Below are 19,046 nucleotides of genomic sequence, written 5' to 3' on the forward strand. Positions count from 1 at the left end.
TTATTTTTCCTCCTTTAAAGTATATGCACCCAATACTTTTACACTTTCACATACTGATTGAATCTGCTCAATACAATCATCCGCCTTTGACATATCCCCTTCAATTTCGACAAAGAAGAAATACTCAAAAGGCTTATTTTTCATCGGTCTAGATTGAATACTTTCCATATTCAATCCATTCTTGGCAATGCAGTCAATGATTTTAGCTAAAGCTCCACTTTCATGTTTAACAGATAAAACCATACTAAAACGATTTCCCTGCATTTGTGGCTTTAATCCAATCACCAAGAATCGCGTTGTATTCGTCGCATTTTCTTGAATATTTGTAGCCAATACCTTTAAGCCATACAATTCTGCATTTTCTTTAGCCCCAATAGCTGCTTTATGCACATCCTTCTGTGCTGAAATATATTGAGCAGCCATCGCCGTATTCGGATAGGCCACCGTTTGTACATTTAATTCCTTCAAGAATTCTTTAGACTGCGAAAGTGCTTGATCCTTTGAATACACCCACTCCACATCTTTTAATGTACTGCCAGGAATTCCAAGTAAACATTGTTCAATCTTTTGATCATAGATGGATTGAATATATACTGGATATTCCATTAATAAATCTAAAACTTCTCCAACCAATCCAGAATTCGTATTTTCAAAAGGAATCACACCATATTGTACATCCGAATGTACAACCATTTGGAAGACTTCTTCAAAACTAGAAACACCAACTTTTGGATTAGAAGGAAATAATTTTTCACTGACCATATGTCCAAAGGCACCTTCAACGCCACAATAACCAACCTTGTCATGCGACTGTAACGTTCTTTGGTAGGCCTTTGATTCTTTCATAATGAACTTTATAAAAGACTCATAATATTCTTTATAATCTGGATTCTGAATAAATTGCAGATTCTTTTCAATCACAACCTGTTCTCTACCCGAGTCTAGAATTGGTAAATCATTTTCTATTTTATACGCAATCACATCTTTGACGGCATCCAACCTGGCTTCATACAGCTTGGCCATTTCACGATCGATTGCATCAATTTGTGTACGTGCCTGTTCTAATTTATTCATGGGTTCACCTCACTGAATATCATACCATAATTTTCATCTATTTTCTGAAAATGAATGATATAAATCATCCAATGTATAAAGAATTAAATTTGAATCATCCTCTAAATCAAAACCAGACTTCGAAAAAAAGCCATATTTATAACATATCAAATTCACATTTTTTACTTGTTCGATCTCTTTATCCACAACATCCTGTGTTACTTTAGAATTCTTGTACTTGCATTCGTAAAATATATATCCCTTTTCATCTTGCGTAACTACATCAAATTCTCCGTTCATCTTATTTACAGGATCATCATAATAATATTTTCCAATCTCAAAGAAAGGAACTTCGAATCCATTTAATTTATTCTTTCGAATTAAAAACTGTTGACAAATCCTTTCAAACACAGATGGAACATGACTCTTATACAAATCATCTTTTATAAATCGATCAAAGAATGCATCTTCATTCATTACATTTAATTGCGAAATATATTTATAGATATATTTATAGTAAAACAATGTAAAATTATCGCAAATATAATACCCAGCTTTTTTCTTATTATTCTTATCATTAATAGGCGCTCTTTTTTCAACCACACCCATTTTCATCAATTTATCTAAAACATCTGAAAGAATAGGGCTCGATGCGATATGTGATTTATTTAAAATATTTGTGAATTTTGTATTTCCTGCAGCTAATGTTTCAAACACTTCATTCGCATTATTTATTTTTGAGATTTCATTTTTCAAGTACATGGGCACTTCATTCAACAACAATCCATTTTGCGAAGCAATTAAATCAATGATATTTTCTCTTACGCTTAACGATTCATCAATCAAACGATTATAGTATGGAATACCTCCAAATACACTATACAACGTTACTTTATCTTCGCTTGAAAAAGATGGATAAAATAGACTTGAATCATAGTAATCCATCGGTTTTATATCTAAAATTCTTGTAAACCTTCCATATAAAGGATTTTCTCGTTCAATCAAAGACTTCATTGTATCCACATAAGAACCACATAATACAAGTTTCAAATTTGAAGTATGTAAATGTTTATCAATCACAGTTTGAAGAACACTGTCTAGTCCTTTCATGCAACTACGTAAATATGGATATTCATCTAACACAAAAACCATTGTTTTGTCTTTGGCATACGAAAACAAAAACTCAAACACTTCTTCTATTGACTGAAAGCCTAAGCGTGGCAAATTCAACATATCTGAAATAAGCGAAGAAAGACTATCTACATTGGATAATTCGGTCGTTTGTTTGGCCTCGTAATAAATATATTCCCCTTTAAAATCTTTGATGGCTTTCTTTATTAATTCTGTTTTCCCAATTCTTCTTCGTCCATATATCAATACAGATTCTTGTCGATTTGATGAAAATACACGATTCAAAATCTTAAGCTCATTCTCTCTACCAATAAACATAAGCCCTCCATTTTTAGTCATTTGTTTTTTACTAATATTTATCAGACTAAAAAATAACACTAAAAAAATAGAAAGTCAAACGACTTTCTACTTCATAATACTCTTGAATTCATCAATTAAAGAATCAAACAATTCAATCGCATCTTCCACTGGTTTTGGACTTGCCATATCAACACCGGCCATACGTAATAATTCGACTGGAGATTTTGTACATCCACCCTTTAAGAATGACAAATATGCATCAATATCGGCTTGTGTTCCATGAAGCAATTTTTGTGATAGAGCCATAGCTGCACTAAATCCTGTCGCATATTGATATACATAGAAATTCATATAGAAATGTGGAATACGAGCCCATTCCATACTGATTTCATCATCCACGATCACATCTTCACCATAATAGAATTTATTTAAATCCGCATAGATTTGATTTAATGTGTCACTTGTCAAAACTTCATTATTTGCCGTTTTTTCATTGATAATCTTTTCAAATTCCGCAAACATACATTGTCTAAATAATGTAGTTCTAAATTGTTCCATAAAGTGATTGATCAAATAAGCCTGGAATTTAGGATCTGTATTTTGTTTGCGCAAATAATCCATCAATAAAGCTTCATTACATGTACTCGCAACTTCAGCCACAAATATTTTATAATGACGATCTAATGGAGCTTGATATTTTGTAGACATATACGAATGCATCGCATGACCCATTTCGTGGGCTAAAGTAAATTCTGTATCTAACGAATTCGCAAAGTTCATCAACACAAATGGGTGTACTCTTTGTCCACTTGAATAGGCTCCTGAACGCTTTCCTTCATTTTCATATACATCGATCCAACGCGAATTCAATCCTCTTTCATAAACCTTGGCATATTCAGTTCCATATAATTGAATGGAATGTAAGACATCTTCTTTGGCCTGTTCAAAAGATACAGGAACGTTACATTCATTGACCATAGGAACATATAGATCATACATATGAAGTTTATCTTTTTTCATAACTTCTTTACGCACTCGCATATATTTATGTAAAACATGAATATTTTTATGTACTGTTTCAATCAATTGTTCATATACTTTTGGTGAAACATTATTTGAATCTACAGCACATTCTAAACTAGATGCATATTTACGTGCTGTACTATTAAATTTCAACTGATTTGTCTGTCCATTTAAACAAGCAGCTAAAGTATGGATCATAGACCCATAGCCTGCATAGAAATTGCGATATGCACTTTCTCTTAATACTTCATCTTCCTGCTCTAACATATGGATAAATGTACCTGTAGTTAAAGTGTGTTTATTTCCTTTTGAATCAATCGCATCTTCAAATTTTAAATCCGCATTATTCAACATTCCAAAAATTGAATAAGGCGTATCTTGCATTAATGAACTAGATGCCATTAATTTTTCTTCCGTTTCAGATAATACGTGCTCTTTTAAGCGACATACTTCTTCTAAATATACACGATATCTTTCTAAGATAGGTTCAGAAACATAGAATGATTCTAAATTTTCAATGTGCATGATTTGTACATCACTAAAAGATAGTTTAGTAAAAATTTCAACCACTAACGCATTGGCCTTTCCTCTTAATTCTTGATGATGTGCATCTGCCGTATCTTGATCAGATAATAATGAGGCATAGCCCAAACAATCATCTAATAGACATGTTAGTTTTTCATATCCCTTTAAAAAGGATAATAAGTTGGATGCATCATCCAATTTTCCATCATATGCACAAAGCTCATTTCCTAATTCTTTACAAGTATCAAGACAAGCTAAAAAGGCAGCTTCATCTTCAAAAATATCATCTGTTTCCCAAGTATTCTCTACTTTTTGTTCGTTACGTTTCATGAGTAAACAACCTCCATTAATACGTCTATTGTAGCACATATTTTCCCTTTTCAAGTCTTACGATTCTTTTATCCTCACAAAGTTTCTTTAACACTCTTTGTAGTTGTCTTCGACTACAATGCAGATTACGACAAGCCACACTGACATTGTCTAGCGTGGGATGTAACTCCATATAATTCATGACCTTCTCTTCAACACTTTGATTCATAATTTCATTTGTGGACTTATTATGCAGTTTATCAACCAACGAATTCAACAAAAAATGAAGAAATTTCAAATCCTGGTTTAATCTCAATTGATTTTCTTCAATCGATAATGCGATTGTAACAACTTTTGTGTTGGTTTGAGCAAAATAAACAGGCTTTTCATGACGAACAAACTCCACATCTCCTAGTACACAAAGTGCATTGATTTGTGACACAAAAAGCTGCTTTCCATTTGAATCAATGAAATAAATAGACACTTCGCCTTCTACTACAAACTGAATCTCTTTTGTGTCTTTCAATGGATGAATCATCGTTTCTTCTTTTTCATATTCCATCAAATAAAAGGGATAAGAAGAATCAAAATAGTCTTGTATGTGATATCGATTTACATATTTCTCTACATTTTTTGGATCATATACTCGTTTCATAGCTTTATTGTGCCATATGTCACAATCATTTTCAAATAGCTTTGATATACTAGGCAAAGAAAGAAGGTAATATATGAACAATAATGCATTATTTGAAAATACAAGCATCCCTAAAGCCTATTTCACAATGGCTTTACCCGTTGTCTTCAGCATGGTAATTTCTTTAGTATACAACATGGCAGATACATATTTTGTAGCTAAAACAATGAACACAAATCTTGTGGCCGGTGTCTCTTTATGTGCCCCCATCTTTACTTTCATGATCGCATTAGGTGACATCTTTGGCATTGGTGGCAGTTCTGTCATCTCTAGATTGTTTGGTCAACAAATGAATAAAGAAGCTAAGAATGTGAGTGGATTCTGTTTCTATGCATCCATTCTCTGTGGCATTGTTGTCACGATTTTTATGTTTATTCTAAAAGATCCCATGTTAAATTTTTTAGGTGTTAATAAAGAAACATGGCTATACGCAAATCAATACTACAATATAATTGCGCTAGGCTCCACCTTTATCATTCTTTCTTTAACTCCTAGTAACTTGATTCGTACGGAAGGATTGGCAACCCTATCTATGGTTGGAACTGTCTTGGGGTCGATTCTAAACATCATTTTAGATCCCATCTTTATCTTTAGCTTCCATATGGGCGCACAAGGTGCTGCCTTGGCATCTGTAATTGGATATATCCTATCTGATTTTCTTTTGATCTATTTCACAAGGGCAAAGGCAAATCGTCTAAGTGTTTCCTTTAAAGATTGTCATGTAGAAAAAAAAGAGTTTTTAGATATCTTCACCATTGGAATTCCTGCTTCTATCACAAATTTAATGTCGAGTATTGGTGTAGCTTTGACAAATCGTTATTTAGTTGTGTTCGGCAATGAAAATGTTGCCGCAATGGGAATCGCCCTAAAAGTGAATATGATCCTTTTATTGATCATGGTTGGATTTGCGTTTGGAGCACAACCACTTTTAGGATTTAATTATGGAGCCAAAAACACAGAACGCCTACGTGCATTCATTAAGTTTGACATATTTGTCGAAGTCACATTTGCGCTCATTACTGCCATTATCCTAAGTGCTTTTGCTCCGTATATCATCCAATCCTTTATGAATGATGCACACATTATTCAAACAGGAAGCCTTATGTTAAGACTACTTGTTCTATCTAGTCCGTGTGTAGGTATAATTTTAGTCTTTACAACTCTATTTCAATCGGAAGGAAAAGCACTTCCTGCCTTAATTTTATCCATTTCTAGACAAGGTGTTATTTACGCAATCTGCATTGTCATATTGTCTAAATTATTTACCTTCCATGGAATATTGATTTCTCAGGCTACAGCCGATGTAGTAACGGCTATAATTGCGATTCTAATTTATTCAAAACAAAAGACTGTAACAAGATAAATTTGCTTTGTTACAGTCTTTTCCACATTATTTTATACTATCAACTAATTTTTTTACCAACTCTACATCCACTACATCATAATCATTTTCATGTGGACTAGCCAAGTAACTATATGAAACACCGTTTTTTGTTGTGGTTGTATCTATTTTGTAGTTTTTACAAGACGAATGCACCTGATATACACCTGTATAATTCATCATCATTTTTGCGTTTTCGGCATTCATTCCACTACCAGGAAGAATCTGAATCTTTTCTCCATATTGATTATTCAATACTTTAATCAAATCAATTCCTTCCATGGCTTTTGATTTTTGTCCACTTGTCAATACACGATCTGCACCTAAATCGATTAATGTTTCAATAGCTTCAAACGCATCTGGCGTAACATCAAAAGCTCTATGGAATACTGCTTCTTTATTGTATGAATGAATCAAATCAATCATTCTTTTTGTGTCTTCTTCACAAATTGTGCCATCTTCATTTAAGAAACCAAACGCAATTCCATCAGCTCCATGATCTAAAAGAATCTTAGCTTCCTCAAACATAATTTCTACATCTTCTTTTTCATAACAGAAACCTGCAGCGCGTACACGTACCATGCAAATTACAGTTAAGTCTGTTTCTTTTTTTACACGAACAAGACTTGCAACACTAGGCGTCAAACCACCAACACTTAACGCACTATTCAATTCAACTCTCTTCGCATTACCTTGATATGCAGCTATACAATCTTGATAACTCCCTGCACATACTTCAATCATTCTCTCCATTTGCCAACCTCACTATACTTAATGCGTATATTTTCGCATTTAAAATCAAATCACTACGATCCATCCATTCATTCGGATTGTGCCCTATACCTTTCTGTCCAGGAAAACTAGGCCCAAAAGGAACAATATTTGGCATGATTTTCGCATACGTTCCACCCGTAGTTGTAACTGGCGTACCATCCATGCCTGTTACCTTTTCATAAGTCGCCTTTAATGTTTGACATAAGAATCCATTTTTATCAAAATAAACAGGATCATAATTATGAATACATTTTACTTGTAGTTCTTCACTTAATTTAGATTTGATTACCTTCTCTATTGTATCATTACTAACACTTGCAGGGTAGCTAAAAGAGAAGTCAAAACCAAGTTTTCCTTCTAGATCTACTAGTTTTTTATTATTCATCTGCATTTTACCAAATTCAAGATCCTCAATATTTAGCCCCAATTTATTTCCAAATCCATTGTCCGATAAAATATATTCGTTAATAAATTGATTGAATATAGTCTTATTTTCAATATCTGTACTCACACGATAGGTACTTCTTCCTCTTTCCGCATATACAACTGGATATTTACAATCGGGTGTCCAGCCCATAATAGGTGGTCTTCTAACTTTGAGGAAATGTCTTAAATCTTCAAATCCTGTTTCTTCATTTGTCCCAAATAAAATATAAACAGGATGCTTTAATTGGATTCCCAATTCTTTTATGGCATATAATGCGTATAAACAAGATAAAGTAGGACCTTTATTATCTAAGATTCCTCTTGAATAAATTCTACCATTTTCATCTTCATATGCTGAAAATGGTGGGTGATTCCATCCTTCTCCTACAGGAACAACATCTAAATGTCCCATAATACCAATATAATCTTCACCTGTGCCATATTTGGCAATACCTACCATATGATCGACGTTTTCTGTTTCAAAACCTAATTCACGAGCTAATTTCAATGCTTCTTCTAAAGCTTTATTTACCCCTTCACCAAAAGGCATGCCAGGCTTTGCTTCACTTCGTACACTATCGATTTGGACAATTCTTTTGATTCCTGAAATCATCTCATTGCTGATTTCATCGATCTTCTTTAATAATTCTTCTTCCATATTATTTCCTAACTAATGGAGCCGTACGTAAAGCCATATAATTGTCCATCCATTCTTTACTTGCGATTTCAAATGTACATTTTCCATTCTCATCATGATTGACTAAATATACCGTAGGTTCTTGTGTTTCAGTTGCCACCACAAAACTGAAGCCTTCAATATTTGTAGCACAACCCCATTCACCCTTGTTGTTCATCGCAATCAAAGACATGTCTCCTGCTTTTCCTCTTCTTCGTTTCAATTCCAAATCAAAGTCGTGTACAGCTTTTTCACATGCCTGTTGAGGATGCATGCCTTCTTTCATTAGGCGAACGATTTCATAAGAGATACAGCCTTTCATAACATCTTCACCTAAACCTGTAGCACTAGCTCCTCCGACAAAAGAATCTACATAGAATCCAGATCCACATACAGGGGAATCACCTAGACGTCCTGGATGTTTCATGAACAATCCAGAAGTACTTGTTGCACAAGTCATGTGTCCATCATGATCTAGACAAACCATACCGACTGTGTCATGTCCTGAATAGGGTTTTAATTCTGTATTTGTGATTTCTTTTATGCGATTGTGATAATGAATCTTAGCACGATCTGTAAGCATTGTTTTTCTTTCAAAACCATGTCTTGAAGCATATTTTTCAGCTCCTTGCCCTACTAAGAAATTATTGGCATCATAGTGCATTAGACTACGTGCAATACTGACAGGGTTCGCAAAATCTTTAATGCCTCCAACGCATCCAAATTCTAATGTATCTCCATCCATAAAAGCGGCATCCAATTCAACTTCCATTTCCTCATTTGGAAGTCCACCATAGCCTACGCTTTTATAATATTCAAAATCTTCTACAACTTTGATTGCTTCTTCAATCGAATCTGCTGCATTTTCGTTATTTTTTAACATAGAATCTGCTTTTGAAATACCTTCTAAAGCCATTCTCCATGTTGCGATAATTCCGTACATATCATTCTCTCCTCTTATTTTGTTAAATCAAAACTACATTGTATGAGTTTCATTATTTTATCGTCACTAATTGTTTCATCCAATACGATAGATACCCACATCTTATGGTTCATATGAAAGGCCGGATAAATTCCTTTTATCTCATATAGTTCATCTCTTTTTGAAGTATCGATCTTTACATTCATAATATTCAACATATGACGATCCCCATTTTTTAAAAGGGAATCTATTGAAACAAACATAATAAGTGAAAACCATTTTCGAGTATCTAAATGGCGAAATACACCATTATCATCATTCCATGGAAAATCCGGTTTTACACCATACCTTTCATAAATCAAATTCGCAATGCGATTGGCCTGATCACTCGCAAAAAACACATCTGTACAACATGAATCCGCAATTCTTTTTAATATGGATTTGTATGCTTCACGAACTTTACAGACATACTCTCCATCATAGGATTCGATGCGTAGCGGTATATATTCTTCATCACTGAAATTATCAATGACTTTGCCTTTTAAAACATCCGATATTTCAATGATAGCTTTAAAATTTGAATCCATAAAATCTTCTGTATAAACATATGTGTTATTCTCAAAAGAAAAACCAAATTCTTTCAATTTTTCAAAATCAAATTTCTTCTTTAAAAAGATTTCATCCTCAATATGTATCATATTAACTCCATTCAAAATTTGATTTACCTGCACCAAGCTCAAAGAAATATTTTCCTATGCCTAAATCGACTTGTGATAAAGGTCCGCTTTTTACTTTAAAACTCACTTTATTTCCTACACCATTTACTATATACGGCTGTCTATTTAGAGCACTTGGTGCTAAAAGTAAAGCTTGAATACCTGCGTTAAACCATTCTGGGGCTTTTCCTTTATAATGGCTCACTTGATCAGCCGTCTTTGATTTATGTGGTACACCTTGTGTTTTTCCATATCCAATCGCAATCACACCATTCACTCTAACATTTTTATCATCAAGATGTTTTAAGGCATTTTTACCATTGAACATGCCTCCACACCACCATGTATTTAAGCCTAGGCTTTGAGCATACAAAATCAAGTCAGCACCACAATAGCCTATGTTTTCATCTAAATCTGAACTATCTTTACCTGCAAGAATAATATAATTTTGTACTGTATTATTCGACATAATTTTAGCCAAACTAGAAATACCATCTGATTCATTCGTAACAAGTTTAAATGTCAAATCATACAATTTATTATTTCGTTCAATACGTGCATTTAATAAACTTACTAAATCAACATCTAATGGTTTATCTAAATATTTACGTACCGTATGTCTTTTTTCTATCATGTAAACCTCCTAAAATAAGTCTAGCATCGCATCTAAATACATTTCTTCACGAACATGGATTTGGTATTGCGGTTTTACCATGTAGTAAAGAATAAATTCTAATAATAGAGCATTTCCTAAATCTCTTCCTTCAATTTTAAAATTTGAATATCCCATCGGAACATATACATTTAAAATATCATCTAAACTAATAAATCCAGGACTTTCCATCACTCTAGAAAAGCGATAGCCTTCATTCGAATAAGGTGCTTTACATATATGATCCATACAATCAATGCCTAGATTTTGTTTCGAAACAGTTTCATAACAGTCCTTACGGTCTTTACAACCGTACCAGCAGCATTCGTTGCATAAAAATTCTACCTTTGGTTTATATACTTCAGAAAGTGAATTTAACTTCTCAAACTGTTTATTCAATCGAAAATCAGGGACTACATATGTAAAGTCTGGATTTTCGACTTCCTTTTTAAAATCATTAAAATCTGTTAATACCTTTGTGGTAGAAGATACATAATAAAGATTTGGATATTTAGATTTCAAATATTCCATCAATATATCTGAATGAATAATAATTCCATTATTTGTACCTAAATTCAACAATCGACATAATTCATTGCACTTTATATCGGACAAGTGTTTTTCTTCGATCAAAGAATTACTAAATGTAAGACGAGCTGATATGTTGTATTCTTTCATTAAATCGAACACTTTTTCTGGATCATGATCTTCATAACTGATGCGTCCACCAGACCATGTACAATTGGATGGCGAGCCATAAATAGAGCCAATCTTACACCAGTCATAGAAGTATTCTGGTTTATTTTTTAACAGGGGCAAAAACTTTTTATAGAATTCATAGAATTCAAATAAGCCCGGCAAATGATAATATACATTCATATTTTTAACCTCTTGATAAGAGTATTTTACACTTTTATGAGGGAATAATTCAGAATAATTACATTTTTATGAGGGAATATAGAAAAATCCAACCTTTCGATTGGATTTTATTGAATTTGTGATTTTAAATACGCAAAGATAAATTCATCAAGATCTCCATCTAATACAGATTGTACTTGACTCGTTTCATATCCTGTACGAACATCTTTGACTAAACTATATGGATGCATGACATAGCTTCGAATTTGGCTTCCCCATTCATTAGCGGATTGTACGCCTTTGATTTGGGCAATCTTCTTTTCTTGTTCTTCAATTTCTAATTGATATAAACGAGATTTTAAGACACGCAAACACTCTTCTCTATTTTCATGCTGACTACGACCATTTTGACATGTAGCTACAATACCCGTAGGTTTATGCACCATACGAACCGCACTATCTGTTTTATTTATATGTTGTCCTCCAGCACCAGAAGCACGTTTTGTTTCTACAATCAAATCTTCTGGTTTGATGTCAATTTCAATTTCATCATTAAATTGAGGCATAACATCTAGGCTCGCAAAAGAAGTATGTCTTCTTGCTCCTGAATCAAATGGTGAAATACGAACTAAACGATGTACACCCTTTTCCGATTTCAGATAGCCATAAGCTTTATCTCCTTCGACAAGGAAAGTAACACTTTTAATACCAGCTTCATCGCCTGGTAAATAATCGAGAACACTCACTTTAAAGCCATGTTTTTCTGCATATCTTGTATACATACGATAAAGCATACTTGCCCAATCACAAGACTCCGTTCCACCAGCTCCAGGGTGAATTTCTAGAATGGCATTATTTTGATCATATTCATGGCTTAATAAGACTTGGATTTCAAAATCCTCGAATTTCTTATCCATATCCGCATATTCTTCTTCGGCAATCATCATTAATTCTTCATCAAATTCAGACTTTAATTCATCGGCCGTATCATTTAAAGAAGTTAATTGTAAATCCAATTCTTCATAACGATCCACAATGTCTTTTAATGCATTTTTTGTACGAATCACTTGTTGAGCTTTTTTCTGATCTTGCCAGAAATCTGGTTCTAGAGTTTGTTTATCATAGTCTTCGATTTGTTTATTTTTACTAGATAAGTCAAAGTGACTCACCTAAAGAATGCAATTTCTCTAGGTGAGTACTCACTCCTTGTTTTAATTCATATAATTCCATTAGGCAGCATGCTCCTTACGAATACGAACCTTTAATAAGAAGAATGTGATTTCACGATCAATTCTTTGATTCATTTCTTCAAACATGTCGAATCCTTCTTGTACATATTGTTGTAGAGGGTTATTTTGTGCATAAGAACGCAAATAGATACCACTACGCAATTTGTCCATCATATCAATATGATTGATCCAGTTTCGATCAATGTTACGTAATACAACTGTCTTTTCAAAAGGTAAGAATTGGCGCTTAACATCTTTGATTTCAGCTTCATATTCATTCCAAATCTTATTTACACAATATTCTTTAGCTTCATCATAAGACTTTCCTTCAAGTTCACTAGCACGAATAGCCTTATCTTCAGCCATACCCATCATTTCGATGGATTTAACTACACCTGCAACATCAATTGTTTGTTTCTTTTGATCCGATAGATTCGCTTGTAAAGTTTGTTCAATTGTCTTTTCAAATACAACATGAACCATATCATGTACTTCATCTGCTTCTAAGATACGATTACGTTGTGCATAAATAATTTCACGTTGACGACGCAACACATCATCATAGTCTAACAATTGTTTACGCATATCGAAGTTATATCCTTCAACACGTTTTTGAGCCATTGTGATTGACTTTGTAACTGCCTTAGACTCAATTTGTTCATCACCCATTTTTTCAAATAGTTTTTGAAGTTTATCTCCACCAAAACGAACCATTAATGAATCTTCTAAAGATACATAGAAACGTGAGAATCCAGGATCTCCTTGACGACCAGAACGTCCACGTAACTGGTTATCAATACGACGAGATTCGTGTCTTTCACTACCTAATACAGCTAAACCACCTAATTTACGTGATTCTTCTGTTAATTTGATGTCGGTACCACGACCAGCCATGTTTGTCGCAATTGTAACTGATTTTGGACGACCTGCTTTTGCGATGATTTCGGCTTCACGAGCATGGTTCTTCGCATTTAATACTTCATGAGGAATGTGTTCCTTATTTAACAATTGTGAAATGACTTCACTTGTTTCTACCGCAATCGTACCAACTAATACCGGTTGTCCTGTTTCATATAAACGTTTTACTTCGCGTACCAATGCAGCATATTTGTCTTTTTTATGTGCATAAATTTCATCTGGTAAATCTTTACGAGCTACTGGACGGTTAGTAGGAATTACTACAACCTTCATGTTGTAAGTAGATAAGAATTCTTCTTCTTCAGTTTTTGCGGTACCCGTCATACCCGCTAATTTTTCATATAGACGGAAGAAGTTCTGATATGTGATTGTTGCCAAAGTCGAAGTTTCTTCTTTAATTGGAACTCCTTCTTTAGCTTCAATTGCTTGATGTAATCCATCTGAATATGCACGTCCAGGCATCATACGCCCTGTAAATTGATCGACGATCACAATTTCTTTTTCATCACTAACGACATATTCAACTTCACGCATCATGATATAGTTTGCCTTTAAAGCCTGGTTAATGTGGTGAACAAGTTGTGTATGTTCAATATCATAAAGGTTTTTAATTTTAAAGAATTTTTCTGCCTTATGAACACCATCTTCACTCAACATGATTTGACGTGTCTTTTCATCAATATCATAATCTCCAGAAATCAAAGTTTTTTCATGTGTAAACTTATCTGTTTCATATTCTGGGGCAATTAAAGTCTTCACAAAACGATCCGACTGAATGTATAAGTTTGCGGTTTGTTTTTTACCACCAGAAATAATCAATGGTGTACGACTCTCATCAATTAATACAGAGTCAACTTCATCGATTACAGCCATGTGAAGTCCACGCATTACACGATCTTCAACTTCTGTAACCATATTGTCACGCAAGTAATCGAATCCTAGTTCTGAGTTTGTTGTATAAGTAATATCACATGCGTACGCATCACGTTTTTCTCTTGGTTTTAAATCACGTGTATTTACACCAACTGTTAAACCTAAGAAACGATAGATTTCACCCATCCAAGCCGCATCACGACTAGCCAAATATTCATTGACTGTGATTACGTGAACACCTTGACCTGCAAGAGCATTTAAATATACACACATTGTAGCTGTCAAAGTTTTACCTTCACCAGTCTTCATTTCCGAAATATCACCTTTGTGCATCGCAACAGATCCCATAATCTGAACTTTATAAGGTTTTTCGTTGATTACACGATATGCAGCCTCTCTAGCTGTTGCGAATGCCTCTGGAAGAAGATCATCTACTGTTTCTCCATCCGCAATTCTTTTTCTATATTCATCTGTTTTTGCACGCAATTCATCATCAGATAGCGCCTGCATTTCTGGTTCATATTTTAATACTTGATCTGCAATCTTTTCTAATGCAGATAATTCACGTTGTTCTTCTGAAAATAATTTTCCAAAAATTCCTGCCATAATATAAGTTCTCCTTTTAAAGACTATACTACATTTTAACATAGAAACGACACGATAAATAGGGCAACTCCAATAAAAAAAGAGAATTTTTACATTCTCTTACACATTTTTTCTTTCGAACGGATCGCAACTCATTCCTTTTTCCAGAATTTCCTTGGCCCATTCCTTAGCACCAAATAAAGAATGATCTTTATAGTTACCACACTCTTTTTCTTCAGTACCCGGAACATCTTCCCATTCTGTAGTTGTGATTAGCTCTAAAGCTTCTTTTACGGCAATCGCAACATCTTTGCTTGAATGTTTTCCCCATGCTAATAAGTGGAAGCCTGTACGACATCCGAATGGTGAACAATCTAAATACCCAGAAATTCTTGGACGAAGATATAATGCGAATAAATGTTCTAATGTATGCATAACTCCAGTTGGAATCTCTTGTCGATTTGGCTGACATAAACGAACATCAAAATTTGATACAATATCTCCATTAGGTCCTTGTTCTTCACTAATCAAACGCACGTATGGTGCTTTTACTTTAGTATGATCTAAAGTAAAACTTTCAATTTCTACTTTTTCCATAAATACTCCTTTACTTGATTCATAAATGGCATAAACGCACTTGGTAATGCGACACGCTCTTCTATTTCTTCTACTGTCTTATAATTTGAATCTTCCCTATCTACTATACACAACGTCGCATCCATATGCCACTCTACATGCGAAAAAATATGTATATAGGGTTCTAATTCAATACTTTCTATAATATGTTCTGGTTTCACTTCATCAAAGCCATAAAGTCCTGCCAACAAACCGGTATCCGCTCTTTTTACGACATGAACCTTATTTTGATACATCCAAATATATACATGTTTATATTCTATTTTGCGTGCCTTTTTCTTGGGTTTATAAGGCAAAGACGCAGGGTCTAAAGCCGAACAATATTTTTGGATTGGACAATGATCACACCTTGGACTTTTGGGAATACAAATAAGTGCTCCAAGTTCCATCAACGCTTGGTTATAATAGGAAATCTCTTCTTTTGAAGGAAGACTTTCATCTACTAAATTTTCTATTTTCTTCTTTACATTCGTTTTAGTAACATCTTCACAAATATTATACAACCTAGAAAATACACGAATCACATTTCCATCAATCGCACTCACTCTTTGTCCATACGCAATCGATGCGATAGCTCCTGCAGTATATGGACCAATTCCAGGTAATTTTAATAACTCTTCTTTTGTACAAGGTAGTTTACCATTATACTTTTCAACACATTCAATAGCGCACTTCTTTATATTTTTACAGCGCGAATAATAGCCTAATCCTTGCCACAACTTATTTAGTTTCTCATCATCGCACTTAGCTACACTCTCAATATCCGGCAACTGTTGTATCCATCTTTTGAAATAGGGAAGCATAGCTTCAATACGAGTTTGTTGGGCCATGATCTCACTGATCCATATTTCATAAGGATCTTTCTTTAAGCGAAATTCTAATGGTCGATGATTTTGAATATACCATTCAATCAAATCTATTTGAAATTTCTTCATAATTAAAAAGAAGCAGGGGATTATACCCTGCTGTAGATCCATTGGCAGTTTCCTTGGATTTTTACATCACCACTGTTCGCATCAACAAATACAGAATCCCCTTTATTTACTTCTAAAGTTGTACCATTATTTTCAATTGTCGCACTACCCTCAATCAACAAGATAGAGCCAAAGCTTTCATCATCAACATGAAGAGTTGTTGTACCATCCAATGTAGATTCATATGTTGTAAAATATTCGCAGCTTGCCAAACGAACAGTATCACAATCCCCATTCTTTTCTTCTGGTCCACATGGTTTAAAGTCAGATTCAATTGGGCTTAAATTTGAAACATCAATTGCCTTTTGAATATGCAATTCACGAGGTTTGCCATCTTTTCCAACACGGCCAAAATCATAAACACGATATGTTGTATTTGAGTTTTGTTGAATCTCACAAATCTGAATACCAGCCCCAATCGCATGAATTGTACCAGACTTAATAAAGAAAACATCGCCCTTATGTACTGGAACTGCCTTTAATACGTCTAATAAAGTATTATCTTGAATTCGACGTTCAAATTCTTCTTTAGTGATTTCTTTATTTACTCCAAAATATAAGAATGAATCTGGTTCACAATCTAAAATATACCACATTTCAGTTTTTCCATATTCATGCTCTACACGAAGCGCATATTCATTATCTGGATGCACCTGAATTGATAACGGTTGTTTGGCATCAATAAATTTGATTAAGATTGGGAAGAATTCAAATGTATTTCCCTTTGTTCCCAAAACGCCTTTTCCTTTTTTTTCTAAATATTCAGGAAATGATAAACCTTCATATTCACCACTCGCAACAATACTTGGTCCATCTGGATGTACAGATAATTCCCAACTTTCCGCAACAGGATCCATATCAGTCTTTTTACCATAGTTTTCTTTTAATTTAGTTCCACCCCAAAGATAATCTTTAAATGCTGGATTTAACTTAATAATTGACATTCTATATACCTCTTTTCTAAATTCATTATAAACAGATGGTTATCAATTGTCCACTCACTAAACCCGTGCAAACTTTGTTTGAATTATGTCCACACCTTTACATTTACAATACATAGTTCATTTAGACTATATGTCTATATTTTGTATACACGAAAAGAAAAGTTAACATTTCAAACAATTTATCTTATGCCTTGAACCATTGATCCACCTCTACAAGCTGCATTCCAAGACCTTTTGCCTGTACAAGAAAAAAGAGGTTTTTCATTTTACCTAAGCTTTCATCAACATCTTCTTAATCGACTCTTCACTCACTGAGAAGATGGATGCGATAACTTTAATATCAAATCCCTTGTCCATCATTTTTTGATACATCTCAAGTTCTTTTTTCTCACTACCTCTTTCAATTCCTTGTTCGATTCCTTGTTTGATTCCTAACTCAATTCCTTCAGCTTTCCATTCCTTTGATTTTACCTCAAGCCATCTCTTTTCTGCTTCACACATCTCAATCTCCTCCTTTTCCTCTAATTCCTTTAAATCCAACCATTCTACATCCGTTAATGTCTTGACTACTTTTAACACACTACTCTTTACAAGCCCAAAGCTATTACTCTTTCCTGTGATTTCAATCAGATTCATTTGGTAGTCATGGAAATATGATTTAAATCTTTCATCCACCTCTACAAGTTCAGAAAGCTTACTAGCTGCATTCCAAGGCCTTTCTCCTGTATAAAATACAAGAATGTGCACCATTGGTAGTTTCTCATTTTTCCTGTTTTTCTTTAACTTCTTTAACGTTTTGTCATATGCTACATACTCATATGTTGCAGCTCTTGCAACCATTGAAGCATCTACATAACTTTGATTTTCAATAATGAATGCACTATAAAGACTTCCATCATTATACTTACGAATCACATCCACATGTTTTTCTAGATCCATATTCGCATCATTCATCTCTGAATCAAGTTCTTCACAATTCTCTGGTTTAAGAACTTTTTTACCATCAAAGAAGTAGGCATTAAAGAAATCGACAAAATAGGCATTGTTTTCTAGAAATTCCTTTATTGTTTTATCTTTGATTTTGTTCATTTTATTTCATCACCTCTATATTCTTAAACGTTTTTTTTGAAGGTTTTTCGAGAAAAGATGCATATTTTAACAATTTCACATAATCCAATCTGATTTCACAACATTTACCAAAGTTATAAGAAAATTATAACAACATGGAATGATATTCTATAAGTGCCTTAAAGATAAGGCAATGAATATAGAAAATAAACCAATATTCATATCTCTCTCCTAAAAAATAATAATAAACAAAAAGAAGCCATTCTAGACGCCAACACTAGAATGGTTTCTTTTATTTTTATAGCTCCTCTTTTGCAAATGAATGGTAATTATTCGCTTATTTACTGTGCTTAGAGCTCATTGCATCTCGATACCGCAC

17 protein-coding genes are annotated in these 19,046 nt (G+C 33.8%); 1 reads left to right on the forward strand and 16 read right to left on the reverse strand.

What is annotated here, in order from left to right; all coding sequences use genetic code 11:
* The 4 genes from Q0E86_RS06200 to Q0E86_RS06215 all read right to left on the reverse strand — a co-directional run bounded on the left by Q0E86_RS06200 (position 1) and on the right by Q0E86_RS06215 (position 4,996).
* Positions 1-1,074, reverse strand: coding sequence for a chorismate mutase (locus tag Q0E86_RS06200; protein WP_295755382.1), 1,074 nt, complete (start codon positions 1,072-1,074; stop codon positions 1-3).
* A gap of 33 nt (positions 1,075-1,107) precedes the next feature.
* Positions 1,108-2,502 carry an ATP-binding protein gene (locus Q0E86_RS06205; protein WP_295755384.1) on the reverse strand — a complete coding sequence of 465 codons (1,395 nt, stop codon included), beginning with the start codon at positions 2,500-2,502 and terminating at the stop codon, positions 1,108-1,110.
* 87 nt (positions 2,503-2,589) lie between these two features.
* Complete coding sequence (pepF, locus tag Q0E86_RS06210) at positions 2,590-4,362, reverse strand: oligoendopeptidase F (RefSeq protein ID WP_295755386.1); 1,773 nt, start codon at positions 4,360-4,362, stop codon at positions 2,590-2,592.
* A gap of 25 nt (positions 4,363-4,387) precedes the next feature.
* Positions 4,388-4,996: a Crp/Fnr family transcriptional regulator gene (locus Q0E86_RS06215; RefSeq protein ID WP_295755388.1), complete on the reverse strand. Its 609-nt coding sequence runs from the start codon at positions 4,994-4,996 to the stop codon at positions 4,388-4,390.
* 73 nt (positions 4,997-5,069) lie between these two features.
* On the opposite strand from Q0E86_RS06215, the gene Q0E86_RS06220 reads away from it, so the two are divergent.
* Positions 5,070-6,398 (forward strand): MATE family efflux transporter, encoded by a 1,329-nt coding sequence (locus tag Q0E86_RS06220; RefSeq protein ID WP_295755391.1) that lies wholly within the window; start codon positions 5,070-5,072, stop codon positions 6,396-6,398.
* Between the two features lie 27 nt (positions 6,399-6,425).
* On the opposite strand, the gene Q0E86_RS06225 is transcribed toward Q0E86_RS06220, so the two are convergent.
* From Q0E86_RS06225 to Q0E86_RS06280, 12 genes are all read right to left on the reverse strand, one after another.
* Positions 6,426-7,160, reverse strand: a complete 735-nt coding sequence (locus tag Q0E86_RS06225; protein ID WP_367117385.1) for a copper homeostasis protein CutC — start codon at positions 7,158-7,160, stop codon at positions 6,426-6,428.
* A complete protein-coding gene (locus Q0E86_RS06230) occupies positions 7,153-8,274 on the reverse strand; it encodes a Sapep family Mn(2+)-dependent dipeptidase (protein ID WP_295755395.1) in 1,122 nt (373 codons plus the stop codon). Before Q0E86_RS06230 ends, Q0E86_RS06225 begins: the two co-directional genes overlap by 8 nt.
* Before the next feature lies 1 nt (position 8,275).
* Positions 8,276-9,235, reverse strand: coding sequence for a N(4)-(beta-N-acetylglucosaminyl)-L-asparaginase (locus Q0E86_RS06235; protein WP_295755397.1), 960 nt, complete (start codon positions 9,233-9,235; stop codon positions 8,276-8,278).
* Between the two features lie 14 nt (positions 9,236-9,249).
* Positions 9,250-9,912 carry an MmcQ/YjbR family DNA-binding protein gene (locus tag Q0E86_RS06240; protein WP_295755399.1) on the reverse strand — a complete coding sequence of 221 codons (663 nt, stop codon included), beginning with the start codon at positions 9,910-9,912 and terminating at the stop codon, positions 9,250-9,252.
* A gap of 1 nt (position 9,913) precedes the next feature.
* On the reverse strand, positions 9,914-10,564 hold the full coding sequence (locus Q0E86_RS06245) for a nitroreductase family protein (protein WP_295755402.1): 651 nt from the start codon (positions 10,562-10,564) through the stop codon (positions 9,914-9,916).
* Between the two features lie 9 nt (positions 10,565-10,573).
* Positions 10,574-11,461 carry a hypothetical protein gene (locus tag Q0E86_RS06250; protein ID WP_295755404.1) on the reverse strand — a complete coding sequence of 296 codons (888 nt, stop codon included), beginning with the start codon at positions 11,459-11,461 and terminating at the stop codon, positions 10,574-10,576.
* A gap of 107 nt (positions 11,462-11,568) precedes the next feature.
* Positions 11,569-12,670, reverse strand: a protein-coding gene (gene prfB, locus Q0E86_RS06255) for a peptide chain release factor 2 (RefSeq protein WP_295755407.1) whose coding sequence is annotated in 2 segments (ribosomal slippage) — positions 11,569-12,597 and positions 12,599-12,670 — 1,101 coding nt in all. Because the reading frame shifts where the segments join, the coding sequence is not laid out codon by codon here.
* Positions 12,670-15,066, reverse strand: coding sequence for a preprotein translocase subunit SecA (gene secA / locus Q0E86_RS06260; RefSeq protein WP_295755409.1), 2,397 nt, complete (start codon positions 15,064-15,066; stop codon positions 12,670-12,672). The genes prfB and secA overlap by 1 nt, the downstream gene beginning before the upstream one ends.
* A gap of 99 nt (positions 15,067-15,165) precedes the next feature.
* Positions 15,166-15,642: an S-ribosylhomocysteine lyase gene (locus Q0E86_RS06265; protein WP_295755411.1), complete on the reverse strand. Its 477-nt coding sequence runs from the start codon at positions 15,640-15,642 to the stop codon at positions 15,166-15,168.
* Positions 15,630-16,658, reverse strand: coding sequence for an A/G-specific adenine glycosylase (locus Q0E86_RS06270; protein ID WP_295755413.1), 1,029 nt, complete (start codon positions 16,656-16,658; stop codon positions 15,630-15,632). The genes Q0E86_RS06265 and Q0E86_RS06270 overlap by 13 nt, the downstream gene beginning before the upstream one ends.
* On the reverse strand, positions 16,637-17,599 hold the full coding sequence (locus Q0E86_RS06275) for a type I phosphomannose isomerase catalytic subunit (protein WP_295755415.1): 963 nt from the start codon (positions 17,597-17,599) through the stop codon (positions 16,637-16,639). The genes Q0E86_RS06270 and Q0E86_RS06275 overlap by 22 nt, the downstream gene beginning before the upstream one ends.
* Positions 17,600-17,869: 270 nt before the next feature.
* Positions 17,870-18,688 carry an Rpn family recombination-promoting nuclease/putative transposase gene (locus Q0E86_RS06280; protein ID WP_295755417.1) on the reverse strand — a complete coding sequence of 273 codons (819 nt, stop codon included), beginning with the start codon at positions 18,686-18,688 and terminating at the stop codon, positions 17,870-17,872.
* Positions 18,689-19,046 lie beyond the last annotated feature (358 nt).

This window comes from uncultured Holdemanella sp. (assembly GCF_934754935.1).
Taxonomy (GTDB): domain Bacteria; phylum Bacillota_I; class Bacilli_A; order Erysipelotrichales; family Erysipelotrichaceae; genus Holdemanella.